At 64.4% G+C, this 19,395-nt stretch carries 22 protein-coding genes; 15 read left to right on the plus strand and 7 right to left on the minus strand.

Annotated elements, in window-relative coordinates; all coding sequences use genetic code 11:
- The first annotated feature begins 67 nt into the window (after positions 1–67).
- The 11 genes from ACVMDN_RS37985 (at position 68) to ACVMDN_RS38035 (ending at position 9,661) form a co-directional block, all read left to right on the plus strand.
- Positions 68–406 (plus strand): hypothetical protein, encoded by a 339-nt coding sequence (locus tag ACVMDN_RS37985; RefSeq protein WP_076833770.1) that lies wholly within the window; start codon positions 68–70, stop codon positions 404–406.
- A complete protein-coding gene (locus ACVMDN_RS37990) occupies positions 403–1,848 on the plus strand; it encodes an autotransporter family protein (protein ID WP_283805984.1) in 1,446 nt (481 codons plus the stop codon). Before ACVMDN_RS37985 ends, ACVMDN_RS37990 begins: the two co-directional genes overlap by 4 nt.
- Positions 1,849–2,081: 233 nt before the next feature.
- Complete coding sequence (locus ACVMDN_RS37995; RefSeq protein ID WP_076833773.1) at positions 2,082–2,696, plus strand: ribonuclease D; 615 nt, start codon at positions 2,082–2,084, stop codon at positions 2,694–2,696.
- A 154-nt stretch (positions 2,697–2,850) separates the two neighbouring features.
- Positions 2,851–3,576, plus strand: a complete 726-nt coding sequence (lptC, locus tag ACVMDN_RS38000) for an LPS export ABC transporter periplasmic protein LptC (RefSeq protein WP_057020391.1) — start codon at positions 2,851–2,853, stop codon at positions 3,574–3,576.
- A complete protein-coding gene (locus ACVMDN_RS38005) occupies positions 3,573–4,304 on the plus strand; it encodes an LptA/OstA family protein (protein ID WP_057020392.1) in 732 nt (243 codons plus the stop codon). The genes lptC and ACVMDN_RS38005 overlap by 4 nt, the downstream gene beginning before the upstream one ends.
- Positions 4,305–4,645: 341 nt before the next feature.
- Complete coding sequence (lptB, locus tag ACVMDN_RS38010; RefSeq protein ID WP_028341724.1) at positions 4,646–5,626, plus strand: LPS export ABC transporter ATP-binding protein; 981 nt, start codon at positions 4,646–4,648, stop codon at positions 5,624–5,626.
- Between the two features lie 204 nt (positions 5,627–5,830).
- Positions 5,831–7,486 (plus strand): RNA polymerase factor sigma-54, encoded by a 1,656-nt coding sequence (gene rpoN / locus ACVMDN_RS38015; protein ID WP_076833777.1) that lies wholly within the window; start codon positions 5,831–5,833, stop codon positions 7,484–7,486.
- 185 nt (positions 7,487–7,671) lie between these two features.
- Positions 7,672–8,271 carry a ribosome hibernation-promoting factor, HPF/YfiA family gene (gene hpf / locus ACVMDN_RS38020; RefSeq protein WP_028337939.1) on the plus strand — a complete coding sequence of 200 codons (600 nt, stop codon included), beginning with the start codon at positions 7,672–7,674 and terminating at the stop codon, positions 8,269–8,271.
- Between the two features lie 231 nt (positions 8,272–8,502).
- On the plus strand, positions 8,503–8,964 hold the full coding sequence (ptsN, locus tag ACVMDN_RS38025) for a PTS IIA-like nitrogen regulatory protein PtsN (RefSeq protein WP_016843543.1): 462 nt from the start codon (positions 8,503–8,505) through the stop codon (positions 8,962–8,964).
- 55 nt (positions 8,965–9,019) lie between these two features.
- Complete coding sequence (locus tag ACVMDN_RS38030; RefSeq protein WP_057020394.1) at positions 9,020–9,316, plus strand: nucleotidyltransferase family protein; 297 nt, start codon at positions 9,020–9,022, stop codon at positions 9,314–9,316.
- A complete protein-coding gene (locus ACVMDN_RS38035; RefSeq protein ID WP_076833778.1) occupies positions 9,317–9,661 on the plus strand; it encodes a HepT-like ribonuclease domain-containing protein in 345 nt (114 codons plus the stop codon).
- Positions 9,662–9,770: 109 nt separating this feature from the next.
- Here the strand turns inward: ACVMDN_RS38035 and ACVMDN_RS38040 are convergent, their stop codons facing one another.
- Entirely contained in the window at positions 9,771–10,376 is a 606-nt protein-coding gene (locus tag ACVMDN_RS38040; RefSeq protein ID WP_026192040.1) for a TetR/AcrR family transcriptional regulator, read from the minus strand.
- Positions 10,377–10,741: 365 nt separating this feature from the next.
- Here ACVMDN_RS38040 and ACVMDN_RS38045 point away from each other — a divergent pair, with 365 nt between their 5' ends.
- From ACVMDN_RS38045 to ACVMDN_RS38055, 3 genes are all read left to right on the plus strand, one after another.
- Positions 10,742–11,545, plus strand: coding sequence for an SDR family NAD(P)-dependent oxidoreductase (locus tag ACVMDN_RS38045; protein WP_016843541.1), 804 nt, complete (start codon positions 10,742–10,744; stop codon positions 11,543–11,545).
- Positions 11,546–11,581: 36 nt separating this feature from the next.
- Positions 11,582–12,712 (plus strand): DUF5938 domain-containing protein, encoded by a 1,131-nt coding sequence (locus ACVMDN_RS38050; RefSeq protein WP_076833780.1) that lies wholly within the window; start codon positions 11,582–11,584, stop codon positions 12,710–12,712.
- A gap of 124 nt (positions 12,713–12,836) precedes the next feature.
- Positions 12,837–14,366 (plus strand): AMP-binding protein, encoded by a 1,530-nt coding sequence (locus ACVMDN_RS38055; protein ID WP_076833782.1) that lies wholly within the window; start codon positions 12,837–12,839, stop codon positions 14,364–14,366.
- Between the two features lie 17 nt (positions 14,367–14,383).
- On the opposite strand, the gene ACVMDN_RS38060 is transcribed toward ACVMDN_RS38055, so the two are convergent.
- A complete protein-coding gene (locus ACVMDN_RS38060) occupies positions 14,384–14,941 on the minus strand; it encodes a cytochrome P460 family protein (protein WP_076833784.1) in 558 nt (185 codons plus the stop codon).
- A gap of 261 nt (positions 14,942–15,202) precedes the next feature.
- Here ACVMDN_RS38060 and ACVMDN_RS38065 point away from each other — a divergent pair, with 261 nt between their 5' ends.
- Positions 15,203–15,550: a DUF6665 family protein gene (locus ACVMDN_RS38065; protein WP_057020400.1), complete on the plus strand. Its 348-nt coding sequence runs from the start codon at positions 15,203–15,205 to the stop codon at positions 15,548–15,550.
- A gap of 79 nt (positions 15,551–15,629) precedes the next feature.
- On the opposite strand, the gene ACVMDN_RS38070 is transcribed toward ACVMDN_RS38065, so the two are convergent.
- From ACVMDN_RS38070 to ugpA, 5 genes are all read right to left on the minus strand, one after another.
- Complete coding sequence (locus ACVMDN_RS38070) at positions 15,630–15,899, minus strand: BQ00720 family protein (protein WP_016843536.1); 270 nt, start codon at positions 15,897–15,899, stop codon at positions 15,630–15,632.
- A gap of 50 nt (positions 15,900–15,949) precedes the next feature.
- A complete protein-coding gene (locus ACVMDN_RS38075; protein ID WP_057020402.1) occupies positions 15,950–16,375 on the minus strand; it encodes an Hsp20 family protein in 426 nt (141 codons plus the stop codon).
- A gap of 170 nt (positions 16,376–16,545) precedes the next feature.
- The gene (locus tag ACVMDN_RS38080) at positions 16,546–17,628 is read right to left on the minus strand and encodes a sn-glycerol-3-phosphate import ATP-binding protein UgpC (protein ID WP_057020403.1); all 1,083 of its coding nucleotides are present in this window, start codon (positions 17,626–17,628) and stop codon (positions 16,546–16,548) included.
- Positions 17,628–18,476 (minus strand): sn-glycerol-3-phosphate ABC transporter permease UgpE, encoded by an 849-nt coding sequence (ugpE, locus tag ACVMDN_RS38085; RefSeq protein WP_057020404.1) that lies wholly within the window; start codon positions 18,474–18,476, stop codon positions 17,628–17,630. Before ugpE ends, ACVMDN_RS38080 begins: the two co-directional genes overlap by 1 nt.
- Positions 18,476–19,357 carry a sn-glycerol-3-phosphate ABC transporter permease UgpA gene (gene ugpA, locus ACVMDN_RS38090; protein WP_076833788.1) on the minus strand — a complete coding sequence of 294 codons (882 nt, stop codon included), beginning with the start codon at positions 19,355–19,357 and terminating at the stop codon, positions 18,476–18,478. Before ugpA ends, ugpE begins: the two co-directional genes overlap by 1 nt.
- Positions 19,358–19,395: the final 38 nt, after the last annotated feature.

Genomic DNA, 19,395 nt, shown 5'->3' on the forward strand with positions numbered 1-19,395 from the left:
CACCATCGTCAATGCCGGCCTGATCGCCGGCAACAGCGGTACGGCGCTCGCGGGCAGCGGCGGTGCGGTGAATTTGATCCTGCAAACCGGATCGCAGATCGTCGGGCTTGCCGATGGCGGCGGCAACAACCAGGTGCGGCTGCAAGGCAGCGGCACGGCCAACAATGCGTTCGCGCGATTCCAGACGTTGACGATGGAGGGCAATGACTGGACCTGGGCCGGCACCGGCACCTTCGCCAACACCTTCGTCAACAGCGGCTCGCTGACGCTGCAGACGTCGCTGACCGGCAATGTGTCGATCGCGGCCGGCACCAGCCTGCTGGCGGGCAACGGCGCCAATCCGTCGATCGCGCCGTTTCCGGGCGGCCCGCCGATCACCGTCACCAAGCCGGCGTCATCAACCTGACCAATGGCGGCGCTACCGCGGCGAACAGCCTGACCATTGCCGGCAACTATGTCGGCAATGGCGGCGGGCTCTATCTGCGCACCGTGCTCGGCGGCGATGGGTCGCCGTCGGATCGGCTCGTCATCTCCGGCGGCAATGCGTCGGGCTCGACCGCGGTGACCGTCACCAATGCCGGCGGCGCGGGCGCGCTGACCACCGCCGACGGCATCATGGTGGTGCAGGCCGTCAACGGCGGCACCACGGCTGCGGGCGCGTTCGGCCTCTCCAACGCCGTCGTAGCGGGCGCGCACGAATATCTCTTGTTCCGCGGCGGCGTCTCCGCCGGCAGCGCCGACAACTGGTATCTGCGCTCGACATTGTTGCCCGGCACGGCCTCGCCCGCGCCGGCGCCGCCTTTATCGCCCAACGTGGTGCCGCCGCCTCCGGGGCTGCCTGCGGAGGATCTGTCGTCGCTGACGCCGCCGCCGGCGGGCGCCGCGCCGGTCCAGCTCTACCGTGAGGAGGTGTCGGTCTATTCGGCGCTGCCGCAGGTGGCGCAAAAGCTCGGGCTGGCGACGCTCGGCACCTTCCATCAGCGCCAGGGCGATCAGGCCTTGCTGACCAGCGGCGGCGAACAGCCGGCGGCGTGGGCGCGTGCCTATGGCTCGCACAGCTCGCAGAGCTGGGCCGGCACGGTCAGCCCCGCCTTCGACGGCACCATGGCCGGCGTGCAGGTCGGCGTCGACATCCTGCGCTTCCAGTCCGCGCCCGAGCATCATGATCGCGCCGGCTTCTTCTATGCGTATGGCTGGGCCAGCGGCAACATCAGCGGCTTCGCGCTCGGCCTGAACGACGTCCGCACCGGCACGCTCTCGATCGACAGCCAGAATATCGGCGGCTACTGGACCCATGTCGGCCCGTCGGGCTGGTATGTCGACGCCGTGCTGATGGGCAGCTTCTTCGGCGCAAGCCCGCAGTCGGATCGTCAGGTCGGCGCACGGGTGTCGGGCACCGGCGTCGCTGCATCGCTGGAAGCCGGCGCGCCGATCCCGCTGAACAGTTTTCTCGCGATCGAGCCGCAGGTGCAGCTGATATGGCAGCGCCAGTCGTTCGACAGCTTCAACGACATGTTTTCGAGCGTCGCGCTCGGCAGTGCCGATACGTTGACCGGGCGGCTCGGCGTGCGCATTCCCTCAACCTTCGTCGCCGGCACGACCGAACTGCGTCCGTATCTCGAGGCCAATCTCTGGCACACGGCCGCGAACGACCGCAGCATCGCCTTCGCGACGACGGACCTGATCGCGTGCAAAGCCGCGGCACCGCCGTCGAGATCGGTGCCGGCGTCTCCGCGCAGCTCAATCGCACGATGCGCCTATGCGAGCGCCGACTACACGACCTCGGTGGACAGCCTCCATCGCGAGGACATCACTGGCCGCTTCGGCCTCCGCGTCAGCTGGCAATGATGGCGCGCCCTCGTGGGGGGCGCGCGGCGGGGACAGCAACCCATTGTCTCCGCTGCACAATGGCGGTACACCCTGAACTATCTGTGCCGGAACAATTAAGGATTCCCGCTGCTCGTGTCCGGCCCTGACGGGCCCCGATACCAATGCGCGATCCGAAGACTGGCGCATGCTCGCCTGTCGGCGGATTGGACGGTAGTTTATTCCGACAGCGATTCGACGAGGTTTTTGACAGCATGACCATCCGCCTGCATCGCGGCGACCTGCCCGATCTGTCCCGCTACACCGATTCGGTGGCGATCGACACCGAGACCATGGGGCTGCATCCGCACCGTGACCGGCTCTGCGTGGTGCAGATGTCGAACGGCGACGGCACCGCCGACGTGATCCAGATTCCGAAGGGCCACACCGATTCGCCGAACCTGAAGGCGCTGCTCGCCAATCCCAAGATCACCAAGATCTTCCATTTCGCACGGTTCGACGTCGCGGTGCTCTACAACACGTTCGGCGTGATGCCGACGCCGGTCTATTGCACCAAGATCGCCTCGCGGCTGTCGCGCACCTACACCGATCGCCACGGCCTGAAGGATCTGGTGCGCGAGGTGCTGAACGTCGAATTGTCGAAGCAGCAGCAGTCGAGCGACTGGGGCGCGCAAAGCCTCAGCGAGGCCCAGCTCGCCTACGCGGCCTCCGACGTGCTGCACCTGCATGCGCTGCGCGACAAGTTGAATGTCATGCTCGCGCGCGAGGGACGGACCGATCTCGCCCAGGCCTGCTTCGATTTCCTTCCCGCCCGTGCCAGGCTCGATCTCGACGGCTGGGAGGCCGAGGACATTTTCGCCCATTCATGATGAGCGCCGAATTCGTCGCGGCCGGGGCAGTTCCGCCCCGTTTCGGCCAAACTGTTCACGCGTGGTCCGGTGCAGGGGCGCGAGGTGAGGTCCGGGCTGCATATTCGGGCGGCTCCGGCTAGAATAGGGGCAGTTTCGCGCCTCTGGAGCTCAGGTGAATTCGGTTCAGAATCCAGCCTATGTCACGGGCCTCGAGGCGCGCTTTGCCGCCGCCGCGCGGCACAGTCGCATGGTGCGGATTCTGCGCGTCGCGGTTCCCGCGATGGTCGGGCTGGCGATGGCCGTGATCATCTACATCGCACTCTTCAATCCGTTCCACGACCTGATCCCCAAGCTGCCGCTCGAGATGGATAACCTCGTCGTGTCCGGCACCAAGATCACGATGGAAGCGCCGCATATCGCCGGCTTCTCCAACGACGGACGGCCCTACGAAATGTGGGCCAAGGCGGCGATCCAGGATGTCACCGATCCCGACCATGTCGAGCTGAAGACGATCCGCGCCAAGGTGGCGCAGCAGGATCGGTCGACGGTGACGATGGATGCGCGCACCGGCTTCTTCGACAACAAGAAGCAGCTGCTCGACTTGCGCCAGGACATCTTCCTGCAGTCGTCCACCGGCTATGAGGCGAGGCTGACGCAGGCCTTCGTCGACATCAACAAGGGCAACGTGTCGTCGGACGAGCATGTCGACGTCAAGCTGCTCGACGGCACGCTGACCGCCGACAGGCTCCGGATCTACAACAGCGGCGAGCTGGTGCGGTTCGAAGGCAATGTCGTGATGAATCTCGACAAGCTTGGTGACAACAATGCTGCCCCGCCTGCCGAGCCCGCTCCACCGCCGCCGCCGCCGAAGCCGCGCAAATCCGCCAACACGAAATGATTTTGATGATGAGACGTTTTCCGCACGGCATGGCAATTGCGGCGTTCCTGCTCGCGCTTTTCTCCGCGAGTGCCGCGTTCGCGCAGGGCTCGATGAGCGGCGTGCCCAACGCCATGCAGGGCTTCTCGCAGAACCGCGACCAGCCGATCCAGATCGAGGCTGCTTCGCTCGAAATGCGCGACAAGAAAAAGGAGGCGACCTTCGCCGGCAATGTGAAGGTCGTGCAGGGCGACACCACCATGACGTCGAAGACGCTGGTCGTGTTCTACGAGGATAAATCGACCCAGGCGCCGGCGCCCGCCCCGGCCGGCACCAAGGGGGCAAACGCCAAGGGCGCCGCGCCGATGCAGACGGCAACCCCGGGCCCCGGCGGCGCCTCCTCGATCAAGCGGCTGGAGGCGAAGGGCAATGTCGTCGTGACCCAGAAGGATCAGGTCGTCACCGGCGAGACCGCGATCTTCGACACCAAGACCAATCTGATCACGATGCTTGGCGGCGGCGGCAGCCAGGTGGTGCTGACCCAGTGCCAGAATGTGCTGCGCGGCGACCGCCTTTTGGTCGACATGACCACCGGCGTCTCGCGCGTCGAAGCCGACAATGGCAAGGTGCAGGGCCTGTTCATCCAGTCGCCGGGCGGACAGAGCGGCAAGTGCGGCACGCCGGCCGCCCCCGGCTCAGCCCCGGCCCCGTCGCCGATGCAGCTGCTTCCGGGCGGCAAGTCCAAGTAAGCTTCACGTAAGGTCAAGCAGAATCAATCAGTTAGATAATATTCTGCGGCCGCGTGGTTGAAGCCGGCGGGGCGAGACTGTATCTACTGCAGCGGCCCGGCCGAACAATGCGCCTCGAGGGGAATATGTCGGCCGGGACAGGGGCATCCATTCATTCAAGGCGCGGGTGATCGCGCTTTGCCGTGTTGTTCGAGCATGATCTCCGCGCAAACGCGTCCGCTTTTGTCGCGCGGGAAGGCCGGTATTCAGATTTCCGGCTCATGCTTGCGGCTTCGCACGCGAATCGATCGATGCGCAGGCGAGGTCGCGGGATCACCGTGAAAGGCTGAAGCGAAGCGGGGATGGTGGATTTTCTCGGCATGTTCCGGCGGCGCTCTGCGAAACGCAGTACCGGATTTGCGCGCTCGCATGACGACATCACGGCGCTCGATGACCAGTTCGGCGAGATGCTGACGTCTCCAGTGCGTGACGCGCCGCCGATGGCGCGCGCCGCGTCGGCTCCCGGCGTCGAGCTGCCGCGATCCCAACCGGCAGCAGCGCCGGCGCGTGCGAGGCCGGCCAGGAACAGCGCTCCCGCCGCGCCGCAGCTGATCAAGCGGCCGGGTTATCTGGCTGTGCATAGCGTGGAAAAGAGCTTCGGCAGCCGCCAGGTCGTGCGCGGCGTCAGCATCTATGTGCGCCGTGGCGAGGCGGTCGGCCTGCTCGGGCCCAACGGCGCCGGCAAGACCACCGTGTTCTACATGATCACCGGGCTGATCAAGGCCGATCGCGGCGCGATCGAGCTCGATGGCCACGACGTCACCAAGCTGCCGATGTATCAGCGCGCGCGCCTTGGCATCGGCTATCTGCCGCAGGAAGCCTCGATCTTCCGCGGCCTGTCGGTCGAGCAGAACATCCGCGCGGTGCTCGAGGTCGTCGAGCCCTCGAAGAAGAAGCGTGAGCACGAGCTGGATTCGCTGCTCGACGAGTTCAACATCACGCGGCTGCGCAAGAGCCCGTCGATTGCGTTGTCCGGCGGCGAGCGCCGCCGCGTCGAGATTGCGCGCGCGCTGGCGACGCGCCCCAATTACATGCTGCTCGACGAGCCGTTCGCTGGCATCGACCCGATCGCGGTCGGCGACATCCAGGACCTCGTCCGCCATCTCACCAACCGCGGCATCGGCGTGCTCATCACCGACCACAATGTCCGCGAGACGCTCGGGCTGACCGACCGCGCCTATATCGTCTATGCCGGTGAAATCTTGACTGAGGGAAGCCCGGAGGAGATCGTTAATGATCCCGATGTACGTCGGCTTTACCTTGGCGAGGAATTCCGCCTGTAGCGCATGATCCGCCAAATGTGAAGCGGTTTGGCGATAAGATCATGCGCTAATTAAAGAATTTGACGCGCGATCGGACGCAAAACCGGAGCGTCCACTTTTGCTGATCGCGGTTATCGCTATTTTCCAATCCGTCAAGCCGTGTACAAGGGCTTCGGACTAATATAAGCAAGAATCGAGCCAACTTTTAGGATCGTTCTTGCCTCCATGGCGCTGACCCAAAGACTAGAGTTCCGCCAGTCGCAGTCGCTGGTGATGACGCCGCAGCTGATGCAGGCGATCAAGCTGCTGCAACTGTCGAACCTTGATCTGTCGGCCTTTGTCGAGGAAGAGCTGGAGCGCAATCCGCTGCTGGAGCGGGCGGCCGACGGACCGGAGCCGCCGGTGGCGGGCGAGCCCGCCATGGAGCGGCCGGACTACGGCGATTCCGACGGTTCCAGCAGCTATGGGGACGATGGCGACGCCTCCGACATGGCCGCAGGCCCAGGCGGCGAGGCCGGCTTCGATCCCGGCCAGGAGGAATGGCTGAACCGCGACCTCGGCAGCCGCGCCGAAATCGAGCAGACGCTCGATACCCGCCTCGACAACGTGTTTTCCGAGGAGCCGGCGGAGGCGGCGGCGCGCGCCGCGCAGGATGCACCGCCATCGGTCTACACCGAATGGGGCGGCGGCGCCTCCAGCGACGACGAGTACAATCTCGAAGCTTTCGTGGCCGCCGAGCTGACGCTTGCCGACCACCTCGCCGAACAACTCGCGGTCGCGTTCTCGGCGCCGGCGCAGCGCATGATCGGGCAGTATCTGATCGACCTGGTCGACGACGCCGGCTACCTGCCGGCCGATCTCGGCCAGGCCGCCGAGCGGCTCGGTGCGTCGCAGCAAGCGGTCGACGAGGTCGTCGCCGTGCTGCAGAAGTTCGATCCGCCCGGCGTATGCGCGCGAAACCTGAGCGAATGCCTCGCGATCCAGCTGCGCGAGCTCGATCGCTACGATCCCGCGATGCAGGCACTGGTCGAGCATCTCGACCTGCTCGCCAAGCGCGACATCGCGGCCTTGCGAAAGCTCTGCGGCGTCGACGACGAAGACATCACCGACATGATCGCCGAGATCCGCCGGCTCGACCCGAAGCCCGGACTGAAGTTCGGCACCGCGCGAACGCAAACCATGGTGCCCGACGTCTATGTGCGTCCGGGTCCCGACGGCGGCTGGCATGTCGAGCTCAACAGCGACACTCTGCCGCGCGTGCTGGTCAACCAGACCTATTACGCTGAACTGTCGAAGACGATCCGCAAGGACGGTGACAAGTCGTATTTCACCGATTGCTTGCAGAACGCGACCTGGCTGGTCCGCGCGCTCGATCAGCGCGCCCGCACCATCCTGAAGGTCGCGACCGAAATCGTCCGCCAGCAGGATGGTTTCTTCACTTATGGCGTCGCGCATTTGCGGCCGCTCAATCTGAAGGCGGTCGCGGACGCGATCCAGATGCATGAATCGACGGTGTCGCGCGTCACCGCCAACAAATACATGGCGACCAATCGCGGCAGTTTTGAATTGAAGTATTTTTTCACCGCCTCGATCGCGTCGGCCGACGGCGGCGAGGCGCATTCGGCCGAAGCGGTGCGTCATCACATCAAGCAATTGATCGACGGCGAGGCCCCGTCGGCGATCCTGTCCGACGACACGATCGTGGAACGTTTGCGCGCCTCGGGCATTGATATCGCCCGCCGTACCGTCGCGAAGTATCGCGAGGCGATGCGGATACCATCCTCGGTGCAGCGCCGCCGTGACAAACAGAGCATGCTCGGTAATGCCCTTTCGGCTCCTGCCTCCTCGTCCGACCGGTCGCGCGATACAGCCTCCGTTTAGGTTACTTCTTGAGCGTGACCCCGTTCGGGTACGGACCGGGCCATGCGCTCGTTGCGTTCGCGCCAAATCGGGATAGTCTCAATCTTTCCAGGTCGAGCGTCGTCCAGAAGGGGAGGTAACCGGAAGCCCAGCAAGCATCATGCTCCTGCAAGAGTGATCGAGGCATCCAGCAATTGAGGCATCAAATGACCCTTCGAATCTCGGGAAAGAGCATCAGCATCGGCGAGGCGCTTCGCGCGCGCGTCAGCGAGCGCACCGACGAGGTCCTGCGAAAGTATTTTGATGGCAACTATTCGGGTCACATCACGCTGAGCAAGGATGGCTTCGGCTTCCGAACCGATTGCGCGCTGCATCTGGATTCCGGCATCACGCTGGAAGCCGAATCCAACGCCACCGACGCCTATGCCAGCGCGGACGCCGCGCTCTTGATGATCGAGAAGCGCCTGCGCCGCTACAAGAGCCGGCTCAAGGATCGCTCCGCCCGCAAGACCTATGCCGCGACGGCCGCGCTCGCCGAATTGAACGGCGTCGGGCTCGACGCGCCGAGCTACGTCATCGAGGCGCCCGAGAACGAGGACGAGGTCACCGAATACAGCCCGGTGATCATTGCCGAGGCAACCACCGCGCTGAAGCGGCTGTCGGTCAGCGAAGCCGTGATGGAGCTCGATCTGACCGGCGCCTCCTGCCTGGTGTTCCAGCATGGCGGCAGCGGCCGGTTGAACATCATTTACCGCCGTACGGACGGTAATGTCGGCTGGGTCGATCCGCCGGCGGTGAGCCCTTGAGGATAGTTGGCAGATGGCATTGACGTCCGAAGCCGGCCCTGCTTATGGTCCGCCGCCTCCAGGAACAAGGGGGGCGGAACAGGGTTCGCAGGTGTTGGCACCGCCGATACGTTGGAGTAGAAGCCCTGCCAACCGGACCCGGGCTAAGCCCGCATCCCACCTCATCTTCTTGACGCCGCCGCTGTAAAGCCTATTTCGCAACCTGACGGTCATTCACCTCGGAACGTCCCAATGCCGATTACCGATTTGGTCGCACCCGAGGCGATTCTCCCGGCTTTGAAAGTCATCAGCAAGAAGCAGGCGCTGCAGGAACTCGCCGCGCGTGCCTCCGCGCTGACCGGGCAGAATGAGCGCGCCATCTTCGAGGTGCTGCTGCAGCGCGAGAAGCTCGGCACCACGGCGGTCGGCTATGGCGTCGCCATTCCGCACGGCAAGCTGCCCAAGCTGGAGAAGCTGTTCGGCTTCTTCGCCCGCCTTGAGCGCCCGATCGATTTCGAGGCGATGGACGGCCAGCCGGTCGACCTGATCTTCCTGCTGCTCGCACCGGAAGGCGCCGGCGCCGACCATCTCAAGGCGCTGGCGCGGATCGCCCGCCTGCTGCGCGACCAGGACGTCGCCAAGAAGCTGCGCGCCTCACGCGACGCCCAGGCGATCTACTCGGTGCTCGCACTGCCGCCGGCGAGCGCGGCGTAAGTCCGCCTGCCGTACGATTTTGCGGGCGCTTGGCGGCCCGTGGTATAGTTCGTTCATGACGCGAACCGAAGCCCTCAGGAAGCTCCGTGACCAGGCCGATGCCATCAAGGCACTCGGGGCGACTTCGCTGTATCTATTTGGTTCGACTGCGCGCGACGAGGCTCGTGCAGGGAGTGATATTGATCTTTTCGTGGACTACGATCCTCGCAGCCGGTTCAATGCTCTCGACCTGGTCGCGACCAAGCGACTGCTCGAAGAGAGTCTCGGCGTCGAAGTCGATCTCACCACACGCAAAGGACTTCATCCACTGATTCGAGAGCGGATCGAGGCGGAGGCAACGCGGGTTTTCTGAATGATCGTGCGCTCCCCCTTGCTTCGTATCCACGACATGCTCGAAAGCATCCGTGGCATCGAAAAGGCGTTGGCAGGAAAATCCATCCGCGACTACGAGCGCTCGTGGCTGCTGCGCTCCGCAATTGAACGCGGAATCGAAGTCATTTCGGAAGCGAGCCGCCACCTCGGCAGCGAGTTAAAGGCTCAGCACGAGAATGTCCGCTGGAAAGACATCGCAGGCATAGGCAACATCTTGCGGCATGATTACCAGCGCGTTGACGCCACGATCATCTGGAAAGCGGTCAAGGATGATCTACCACCGCTGAAGGCCGCGCTGTTGGCGCTCAAGGCTTCATTGGAGTAGTCCGTAGCCCGGATGGAGCGAAGCGCAATCCGGAGCTACTCTAACTGCGGATAGTTCAGTCCCGGATTACGCTGCGCTCCATCCGGGCTACGGAGCGTTCGCAAACCTCTCAGCAGATCGTCGGCAGCAGACGGCGAACCTCGTCGAGCAGATCGGGGATTGCCTTCTCGTCATTGGCGAGATGCCGGAGCAGCGCGCTCTGGAACAGGCCGTCGAACAGCGCGTACAGCGCCGCCGGTGACGATGCCGGCCGCTTGTTGCCGAGCTCGGCGTAGCGCGTGGCGATGCGCCAGATCATCGCTTCCAGGCTCTTGTCGATCTCGAGCACGTCCTTGCGGAACGCCGGCTCGAACATCGCCTGCGAGCGCAGATCGTACCAGAGCCGATGCATGCGCGCTTCGTTTTCGAGCGTGGCCGCGAGCTTGGCGAGAAAACCTTCGGTCAATTCGTCGCGGCTGCGTGCTGTCGTCACCACCTCGTCATAGCGCGTCACGCATTTCGCCTTGTAGTGGCGGACGCAGCAGCAGATCAAATCGAGCTTGTCGCTGAAGTAGTAGTGAAACACGCCGTGCGTGAATGCGGAGTTTTGCGCGATCTCGCGCAGGCTGGTGCGCGCGAAGCCGAGCTCGCCAAGCGTCTCCAGCGCGGCCTCCGCGAGCTCGACGCGCCGCGCGTTGAACTTCTCGTCGCGCAGCGCCTCGGCCGCTACAGCCACCCGTTGGGCCGCTCCTGTCGCTTGCCGCGCCATTCCGTGCCTTCCCTCTGCTTCTTCCCTCGAGCAACTATACCGCGGCGACCGCGGCGCGCTCCATCTCTTCACAACCATCCTCTTTGACACTTGTCAAATTCAGACTTGACAAGTGTCAAGTTCCTGGACGAGGGTTGGCGAAATAATTTGGACAACCGTCAAGACGGCTGACCAATCGACGAACCAGGAGGAAATGCACCGCCGGGGCGCGCCAACGCTGCGCCCTGCCGACGCCGGCCGCGATCACCATTGCGCTCCAAATGCGCAGGCCCCGGCCCGCGCTGCCTCTGTCAGCACCACCATCAATCGGCAAGCAAAGGGAGGACTACGTCATGAGTGGGAAGAGCCTTGAAGGCAGGAAAGCCCTGGTCACCGGCGGCGCCCGGGGGATTGGCGCGGCGATCGCGCAGGCATTGGCGCGGTCCGGCGCCGCGGTCATGATCGGTGACATTCTGGATGACGCCGGCAAGGCCAGCGCCGCCGAGATCGCCAAGGCCGGGGTCAAGACCGGCTTCGTCAAGCTCGACGTCACTGACGATGCGCAATGGGAGCGGGCCGCCGCAGCGACGGTCGAAACTCTCGGCGGCTTCGACATCCTGATCAACAATGCCGGCATCGAGATCACGTCGCTGGTCGCCGACATCAAGGCCGAGGACGCGCGCCGCATGTGCGACGTCAACATCGTCGGCACCGTGCTCGGCATGAAGCACGCCTTCCGCGCGATGCGGCCGGGCGGCGCCGCGGGCAAGGGCGGCGCGGTCGTCAATATCGCTTCGGTCGCGGCGACGATCGCCTTCCCGAGCATCGCGGTCTATTCCGGCACCAAATCCGCGGTCGACCGCATGACGCGGGTCGGCGCGATGGAAGCCGGCAAGCTCGGCTATGGCGTGCGCGTCAACTGCATCTATCCAGGCCTGATCCCGACTGACATGGGCCTGCAGCTCGCCAACGACATCGTGAAGATCGGTCTCGCGCCCGACGTCAACGCCGCTGTCGGTTCGGTAGTGGAGCAGACGCCGCTCGGCAAGCTCGCGGAGGTCTCCGACATCGCCGACGCCGCCGTGTTCCTGTGCTCGAACGATGCGCGATTCATCACCGGCATCGGCCTGCCGGTCGATGGCGGCATGGGCATGTAGCAACAAAGCCGACAACAAGCATTTCGGAGGATCGCAATGAGCGACAAGAAGCCCGTCATCGTCTATGGCGCTTCCGGCTATACCGGCCGGCTGGTCTGCGAATATCTGCGCGAGTACAACATCCCCTTCATCGCCGCTGGCCGCAGCGCCGAGAAGCTCAACGCCGCGATGAAGTCGAACGTGGCCGGCATCGAGACCGCCGACTACGAGGTCGTGTCGGTGCCGCACACCGTGGCCGCGCTGACCGAATTGTTCAAGGGCGCCTCGGTGGTGCTCAACACCGTGGGCCCCTTCGCCAAGTTCGGCGGCGAGGTGGTGCAGGCCTGCCTGGCTGCCAGGTGCCACTATACGGATACGACCGGCGAGCAGGACTGGCTGATCACGCTCGAGCACGAGTTTGGCACGAAATTCGCCAATGCCGGCCTGTTGCTGGCGCCGGGCACCGCGCAGATGTACACCACCGGCGAGATCGCCGCGCAGCTGTGCCTGGAAACGCCCGGCCTCGACACACTCGATATCGCCGTGTTCTGGGGCGGCAGCCCGACCATCGCCTCGACGCAGACCATCCTGGTCAACGCCGCGATGGCCAAGGCCTACTACCTGGAGCAGAACAAGTACGTCGAGCATCAGCCCGATGCCGGCCTCTACAACCTCGCCATCCCCGGCCAACACGAGCTGGCGCTGGCGCTGCCGTGGGGCGGCACGTCGCACCCGGTGTGGTTCAAGCAGGATCCGCGCGTCGCCAACGTGAAGGTGCTGGGCGGCGTGTTCAATCGCGCGCTGATGCTGGGCGTGCCGCAGATCGTCGCCGCCGCGCTGGAGGCGACCAAGGACATGAAGCCCGACGAGCGCTACGCCGCGCTGGCACAGACCGCTGCCGGCGTGATGAACACCATGCCGCCGCGCGAGAACCCGCGTGTCAACAAGTCGCTGGATTCGGTGTATGCCTCCGGCCCGCTGGGGCGCGCGCACTGCGTCATCTACGGCAACAGCAACTACAAGCAGACCGGCATGTTGCAGGCCTATGCTGCCGCGCACCTGCTGCAGCAGCCGCCCAAGCGCGTAGGCTTCGCCTCCGGCTGTCAGGCGTTCGGTCATCGCGAGCTGCTCGGGCAATTGCGCAGCTTCGGCTTGGTCGGCAAGCCGGTCCTGACCGTGCATGATTGAGCTTGAGCCCCGCCCGGATCGGGGCTCAACACTCCGTTCCCTGAAGCGTTTTCGTTTTGCTCGAAAACGCACCTTCCGCGGGTGACGCAGTAGCGCGTCACCCGCCCCTTGCGCGAGACCTGCCATGCGCTTCATCGATTATCTCGATAAGGGTGCCTCGCTCGGCGCTGACGCGCCATGCCTCACGATGGACGGACGCGACCTCAGCTATGGCGAGGTGCAGCGGCTGAGCTACCGGATCGCGCGCGGGCTCGACCGGTCGGGCATCGCTCCCGGCGAGAAGGTCGCGATCCTGTCCGGCAACGATCCGCTCGCTTTCGCCTGCGTGTTCGGCATCTCGCGCGCGGCTGCCGTGTGGTGCCCGATCAATCCGCGCAACGAGGCGACCGAGAACAAGTTCATCCTCGATCAGTTCGATTGCAGCCTGCTGCTGTTTCATTCCAGCTTTGCGCCGATGGTCGACGCGGTCCGGCAGGACCTACCCAAGCTGCGCGCGCTGGTCTGTCTCGACGCCGAGCTGCCATTCGCGCCGTCATTCGACCGCTGGCTCGGCGGGCTCGCCGACGATGTCTATCAGCGCGCCACGATCGACGATCTCGCGATGATCCCGGGCACCGGCGGCACCACCGGCAAGCCGAAGGGCGTGATGCTGTCGGGACGCAACATCGAGGCGATGACCGCGCTGACTCTGATGGGCTATCCGTTCAAGGGCCGCCCGATTTATCTCGCGCTGGCGCCGCTGACGCATGCCGCCGGCGTGCTCTGTTTCCCGATCATGACGTTGGGCGGCCGCGTCGTGATCATGCACCACCCTGACATCGGCGAGTTCCTGGCGCTGATCGAGCGCTACCGCGTCACCCACACCTTCCTGCCGCCGACCGTGATCTACATGCTGCTCGATCATCCCGGGCTCGACGCGGCCGATCGCAGGTCGCTGCAATGCTTCTGGTACGGCGCGGCACCGATCTCGGCGACGCGGCTAGCGGAAGCCTTGAAGCGGATCGGGCCGATGGCGCAGCTGTTCGGCCAGACCGAGGCGCCGATGATGATCTCGATGATGCCGCCCGCCGATCACTACAATCCGGACGGCACCATCGCGATGGAGCGACTCTCGTCGGCCGGGCGGATCGGCCCGCTGGTGCAGGCCGGCATCATGGATGGCGACGGCAAGCTGTTGCCGGCGGGATCGCGCGGCGAGATTGTGGTACGCGGCTCGCTGGTGATGGAAGGCTACTACAGGAACCCCGAGGCCACGCGCGAGGCTTCGGCGCATGGCTGGCACCACACCGGCGACATCGGCTACATCGACGGCGACGGCTATCTCTATATCGTCGATCGCGCCAAGGACATGATCATCACCGGCGGCTTCAACGTATATTCGATCGAGGTCGAGAACGCGTTGCGCGCCCACGAGGCGGTGCAGGATTGCGCCGTCATCGGATTGCCCGACGACAAATGGGGCGAGCGGATCGTCGCCGTGGTGCAGCCGCGCGTCGGCCACACTGTCGATGGGACCGCGCTCGCCGCCTTCGTCAAGCAGCAGATCGGCAGCATCAAGACGCCGAAGCAGATCGAGGTCTGGGACGATCTTCCGCGTTCCAAGGTCGGCAAGGTGCTGAAGCCGGACATCCGCGCGCGGCTGGTGCAACGCTAGCCCGTGCGATCCGGTGTCTACCTCTTGCCGTACTCGGTGAACACGTAGTCGCGACTCTGTACCACCGTGTGGCACGCATGGCCGCACTTCGCGTCGTTTTCCTGGGGCGGATTGTCCGCCGTGGTGGCGGGCCTGAACACATCCGAGGTGGGATCATACTCGAACGCGCCGTATCCCCATCCGCCGCTGTCGGCGAACCTCTTGCTGTCCTTGACCATGAAGTCGACGTCGTGCTGCGCGCCCGGCACCGTCGGCTGACCGGGATACGCCTCCTGCTTCTTCGGGATCCAGTGGATCTTCGCCATCTTGGCGCCGTCCGGGAACGGCTTGCCATTGCCGGGTATGCCTTCCCGGAAGGCGCCGATCATCGCCGGATTGCCCAGGATCGCGGCGATGACGCCTTCGTTCTCGCTGATCGCGATCACGGGCCAGTCCTCGTATCCCCTGAACTCGGAGAACGCGAGACCGTTGGGCACCTGCAGGCTGTACTTGTCCTGCGCGGAAATCGCGACACCTGTCGCGAGGACGGAAATCGACACCGAAGCAACGAGATTGATCAGCGAGCTCTTCTGCATGGTCGCATCTCCTTCAATCGATTTGGCGGCGAATGATTCGTGCTGGAAATTCCTTGTCGCAGTGCTTCTCGCGGGAACTTATTACAGCACGGAAATGCACGGAGCGAAATGGAGCCGCGGCCATGGTCCGCTGCCCAAGGCTGCGCAATGAATTGCTCAAGTTGAGCGAGCTTTCGCTTGGCGATCGAAGACACGAGCACCTATTGACAACCAGCCGATGACGCCGGAAGACGGACGCGCGCAACGAACCAGGGATGACTGATGTCCCGCGATTTTCGCCTTGATCGCGTTCCCGTCGACGTTCTCGCTTACGAGCTCGCCGAAGAGAGGGCGAGTGCGCTCGGCCGCATGGGCCGCGCGCTGGAACAGGCACTCGCCAGGCTGCGCGAGTTCGATGCCGCCCATCCGCGCGCTGAAACATCGACGTCAACACAACAGGCACGGCGCCTCCTGGTGCGGGAGGCCGGCCATGCGCTCTGGATGTTCGTGGTGCAGCGGGAAGCCTGCGGGCTGCGCAACAACCGCATGCTGATGCGCGACTACAACGTGCCCGGCGAGGTGCAGCTCAGCATGGGCCCGATGCTCGCCACGTCGACCTCATCGCCATAAAAAATGCGCAGGCCCCCTCGGTGACGAAGCAGGCCCGCGCATTGAATTCGCGGATGCTGAATTCAGCCGTAGATTTGCGTCAGTGGACGCTGACGGCCTGCAGCTCGTTGCTCCACGCATTTGCGACCGCGGCTTCGCGGCTGTCGGTCAGCATGATCGGCGTGCCGTCGGCGGCGTGCAGTGCGAACAGCTTGAGGCCCGGCGCGATCTTCGGCGCTTGCGGAAAGAGATCCGGCACGTCCTCGGAGCGGACCTGCTTCACGTAGGCGATATGACCTTCGCCCAGATGGGCCAGCGCTTCCGGCGTGACGCTCTCGGATTCGATGGTGGTGGTACTCAGTTCACTCATGGTCTCGACTCCTCAGTCAGATAAGCGGTCGAGTCCGCTCGTTGTTTCTATTATTCGTGCTCATTGATAGCGATTGTCTTAATGACCCGTTCAGGTTCCGGCCTGGCCAGGTCGATCGACAACAACCCGTTCTTCAGATCCGCGCCCAGCACATGCATCCCCTCCGCCAGCACGAAGGTGCGCTGGAAGTGGCGCGCGGCGATGCCGCGATGGATGTATTGCCGGGCCTTGTCGTCCTGCTGGCGGCCGCGGATGACGAGCTGATTTTCCTCAATAGTTACATCGAGTTGGTCGCGGGTGAAGCCCGCCACCGCCAGCGTGATGCGCAGCCGCTCAGGCTGCCCGTTGGTACGGTCGCACCGCTCGATGTTGTACGGAGGATAGCCGTCGGCGCCCTTCACGACGCGGTCGAGCGCACGCTCGATCTCGTCGAATCCCAGAAGGAACGGACTGGACAACGATGGAACACGAGACATTACAAAGTCCTCTCGAAGCGACTTTGAGGGGCCCTTGCGGCGCCCCATGCAACCGGCGGGCCGTCTGGCCTCCGGTCAGTGAGGGATATGGGGGCGATCTGGATAGCGTTCAAGCAGCCCCGAAACCAGCCTAAACGCCCGCAACATGGGGGTAAATTCTTCCCGATCGGTTACTCCCCGACGCGCTTGCGGCCATCGGCGGTAAAGAGATGCAGCTTGTCGCGGGGGGCGACGGCCCGGATCCGCTCGCCGATGGCGGGACCCGAGACGCCGGGAACCCGGACGATCACCTCTCCGGGCGGCAGCTCGCCCGGATTGGCGGCAACGCCCTGCTCCTCGCGCTGGCGGCTGCCGTAGACGAAGGTCTCGGCGCCGACATGCTCGATCGCCTCGACCGTAAGGCCAAGCGCGACGCCGCCGGATGCGGTCTCGCTCGAGATCACGAAATCCTCCGGCCGGATCCCGACAATGCCGGCGCCGTCGGCGCCCGTGATCTGGGACTTCAGCTCGTCCGCGCGCAGCGGCATCAGGTTCATCGGCGGGGCGCCGATGAAGGAGGCGACGAAGGTGGTCGCCGGCTTCTGGTAGATGTCCAGCGGATTACCGATCTGCTCGACCTGGCCGCCGTTCATGACGACGAGGATGTCGGCGAGCGTCATCGCCTCGAGCTGGTCGTGGGTGACGTAGATCGATGTGGTGTTGAGCCGGCGCTGCAGCTTGCGGATCTCGACCCGCATCGCGATGCGCAACTTGGCGTCGAGGTTCGACAGCGGCTCGTCGAACAGGAACACTTTTGGCTGGCGCACGATGGCGCGGCCCATCGCGACGCGCTGGCGCTGGCCGCCGGAAAGCTGGCGCGGCTTGCGCTCCAGCATCGGCGAGAGCTCGAGGACGCGCGCGGCTTCCTCGACGCGGGTCTTGATCTCGGCCTCGGCCATGCCGCGGTTGCGCAGGCCGTAGGCCATGTTGTTGTAGACGCTCATATGCGGATAGAGCGCGTAGTTCTGGAACACCATCGCGATGTCGCGATCAGCAGGCTCGACCTGGTTCACGACGCGGCCGCCGATGTCGATCTCGCCGCCGGTGATGGTCTCGAGCCCCGCGACCATGCGGAGCAGCGTGGACTTGCCGCAGCCGGATGGGCCGACCAGCACGCAGAACTGGCCGTCGCCGACGTCGACATCGACACCCTTGATGGCCTCGAAGCCGCCGGGATAGGTCTTGCGGACGCTGCGCAGCGTGACGTTAGCCATTACTTTTCCGTCTCCACCAATCCGCGCACGAACAGTTTCTGCATCACGACGACGACGAACACCGGCGGCAGCATCGCGAGCAACGCGGTCGCCATCACGATCGGCCATTCGGTCAGCGCGTCCGTCGTCGTGATCATCTTGCGGATGCCGACCTGGATGGTCTGCATGTCGTCGCGCGTGGTGATCAACAGCGGCCAGAGGTACTGATTCCAGCCGAGGATGAAGAGGATCACGAACAGCGCGGCCATGTTGGTGCGCGACAGCGGCAGCAGCGTATCCCAGAAGAAGCGGAACGGGCCTGCGCCGTCGATCCGCGAAGCCTCCAGCAATTCATCCGGCACGGTCATGAAGAACTGGCGGAACAGCAGCGTCGCGGTGGCCGACGCAATCAGCGGCAGCGACAGGCCGGCATAGCTGTCGAGCAGATGCAGATCGGCGACGATCTTGTAGGTCGGATAGATGCGTACCTCGACCGGCAGCATCAACGTGATGAAGATGATCCAGAAGATCGCCATCCGGAACGGAAACCGGAAATACACGATCGCGTAGGCCGAGATGATCGAGATCGCGATTTTGCCGACCGCGATCAAGAGCGCCATGACCAGCGAGTTCAGCATCATGTGGAGCACCGGCTCGCGGGTCGAGCCGCTCGTGCCGACAAACAGCGTCTGGTAGTAGGTCTGGAGGAAATGGCCGCCGGGCAGCAGCGACATCTGGCCGTTGGCGATCACGGCATTGTCCTGGGTCGAGGCGACCAGCGCGAGATAGACCGGGAAGGCGACGATCGCGATCCCGATCCACAGGATGGCGTGAGCCAGATAGCGCTGGAAGCCTTCCTCCTCGACCATCAGTAGGTCACCTTGCGTTCGACGAAGCGGAACTGGATCGCCGTCAGCATGACGACGATGACCATCAGGATGACCGACTGCGCCGCCGACGAGCCGAGATTGCCGCCGAGCAGGCCGTCCGTATAGACCTTGTAAACCAGCGTCTCGGTCGCCTTGCCGGGACCGCCGCGGGTCATGGTGTCGATGATGCCGAAAGTGTCGAAGAAGGCGTAGACGATGTTGATGACCAAGAGGAAGAAGATGGTCGGCGACAGCAGCGGGAAGATCACGGTCCAGAACCGCCGCATCGGCCGGGCGCCGTCGATCGCGGCGGCCTCGATCACGCTTTTCGGGATGCTCTGCAGCCCGGCGAGGAAGAACAGGAAATTGTAGGAGATCTGCTTCCAGGCCGCGGCGAGGATGATCAGGGCCGCCGCCTGGTCGCCGTCGAGCAGCGGATTCCAGTCGATGCCCATGGCGCGCAGATAGCGCGACAGCACGCCGAGCGAGGGGTGCAGCATGAACACCCAGAGTACGCCGACCACCGGCGGGGCCACCGCATAGGGCCAGATCAGCAGCGTGCGATACAGCGTCGAGCCGCGCAGCGGCCTGTCAGCCATCACCGCGAGCAGCAGCGCGAAGGACAGCGATGAGACCGCGATCGCGAACGAGAACACGAAGGTTCGGACGATCGCCTCGAAATAGGCCGGCTCCTTGAACAGCTCGAGATAGTTCTCGAACCAGACGAAGCTGGTGGAGAGACCGAAGGCGTCCTGCAGCAGGAAGGACTGGATCACCGCCTGCAGGGCCGGCCAGTAGAAAAAGATCAGGACGATCGCGAGTTGCGGGGCAACCAGCGCGTAAGGCAACAGCTTTGATTGGAAAATCGCTTGCTTTTGCATGGGCTCGGAAGAAGGGCAGGCCGCGGATGCGGCCCGCC

This window comes from Bradyrhizobium sp. USDA 4510, assembly GCF_054059095.1.

Excerpts from the sequence above, each read along its gene's own strand:
- ACVMDN_RS37995 (WP_076833773.1), top strand. The coding sequence starts at position 2,082 with ATGACCATCCGCCTGCATCGCGGCGACCTGCCCGATCTGTCCCGCTAC.
- ACVMDN_RS38005 (WP_057020392.1), top strand. The coding sequence starts at position 3,573 with ATGATTTTGATGATGAGACGTTTTCCGCACGGCATGGCAATTGCGGCG.
- lptB (WP_028341724.1), top strand. The coding sequence starts at position 4,646 with ATGGTGGATTTTCTCGGCATGTTCCGGCGGCGCTCTGCGAAACGCAGT.
- rpoN (WP_076833777.1), top strand. The coding sequence starts at position 5,831 with ATGGCGCTGACCCAAAGACTAGAGTTCCGCCAGTCGCAGTCGCTGGTG.
- hpf (WP_028337939.1), top strand. The coding sequence starts at position 7,672 with ATGACCCTTCGAATCTCGGGAAAGAGCATCAGCATCGGCGAGGCGCTT.
- ptsN (WP_016843543.1), top strand. The coding sequence starts at position 8,503 with ATGCCGATTACCGATTTGGTCGCACCCGAGGCGATTCTCCCGGCTTTG.
- ACVMDN_RS38030 (WP_057020394.1), top strand. The coding sequence starts at position 9,020 with ATGACGCGAACCGAAGCCCTCAGGAAGCTCCGTGACCAGGCCGATGCC.
- ACVMDN_RS38035 (WP_076833778.1), top strand. The coding sequence starts at position 9,317 with ATGATCGTGCGCTCCCCCTTGCTTCGTATCCACGACATGCTCGAAAGC.
- ACVMDN_RS38045 (WP_016843541.1), top strand. The coding sequence starts at position 10,742 with ATGAGTGGGAAGAGCCTTGAAGGCAGGAAAGCCCTGGTCACCGGCGGC.
- ACVMDN_RS38050 (WP_076833780.1), top strand. The coding sequence starts at position 11,582 with ATGAGCGACAAGAAGCCCGTCATCGTCTATGGCGCTTCCGGCTATACC.
- ACVMDN_RS38055 (WP_076833782.1), top strand. The coding sequence starts at position 12,837 with ATGCGCTTCATCGATTATCTCGATAAGGGTGCCTCGCTCGGCGCTGAC.
- ACVMDN_RS38060 (WP_076833784.1), bottom strand. The coding sequence starts at position 14,941 with ATGCAGAAGAGCTCGCTGATCAATCTCGTTGCTTCGGTGTCGATTTCC.
- ACVMDN_RS38065 (WP_057020400.1), top strand. The coding sequence starts at position 15,203 with ATGTCCCGCGATTTTCGCCTTGATCGCGTTCCCGTCGACGTTCTCGCT.
- ACVMDN_RS38070 (WP_016843536.1), bottom strand. The coding sequence starts at position 15,899 with ATGAGTGAACTGAGTACCACCACCATCGAATCCGAGAGCGTCACGCCG.
- ACVMDN_RS38075 (WP_057020402.1), bottom strand. The coding sequence starts at position 16,375 with ATGTCTCGTGTTCCATCGTTGTCCAGTCCGTTCCTTCTGGGATTCGAC.
- ACVMDN_RS38080 (WP_057020403.1), bottom strand. The coding sequence starts at position 17,628 with ATGGCTAACGTCACGCTGCGCAGCGTCCGCAAGACCTATCCCGGCGGC.
- ugpE (WP_057020404.1), bottom strand. The coding sequence starts at position 18,476 with ATGGTCGAGGAGGAAGGCTTCCAGCGCTATCTGGCTCACGCCATCCTG.
- ugpA (WP_076833788.1), bottom strand. The coding sequence starts at position 19,357 with ATGCAAAAGCAAGCGATTTTCCAATCAAAGCTGTTGCCTTACGCGCTG.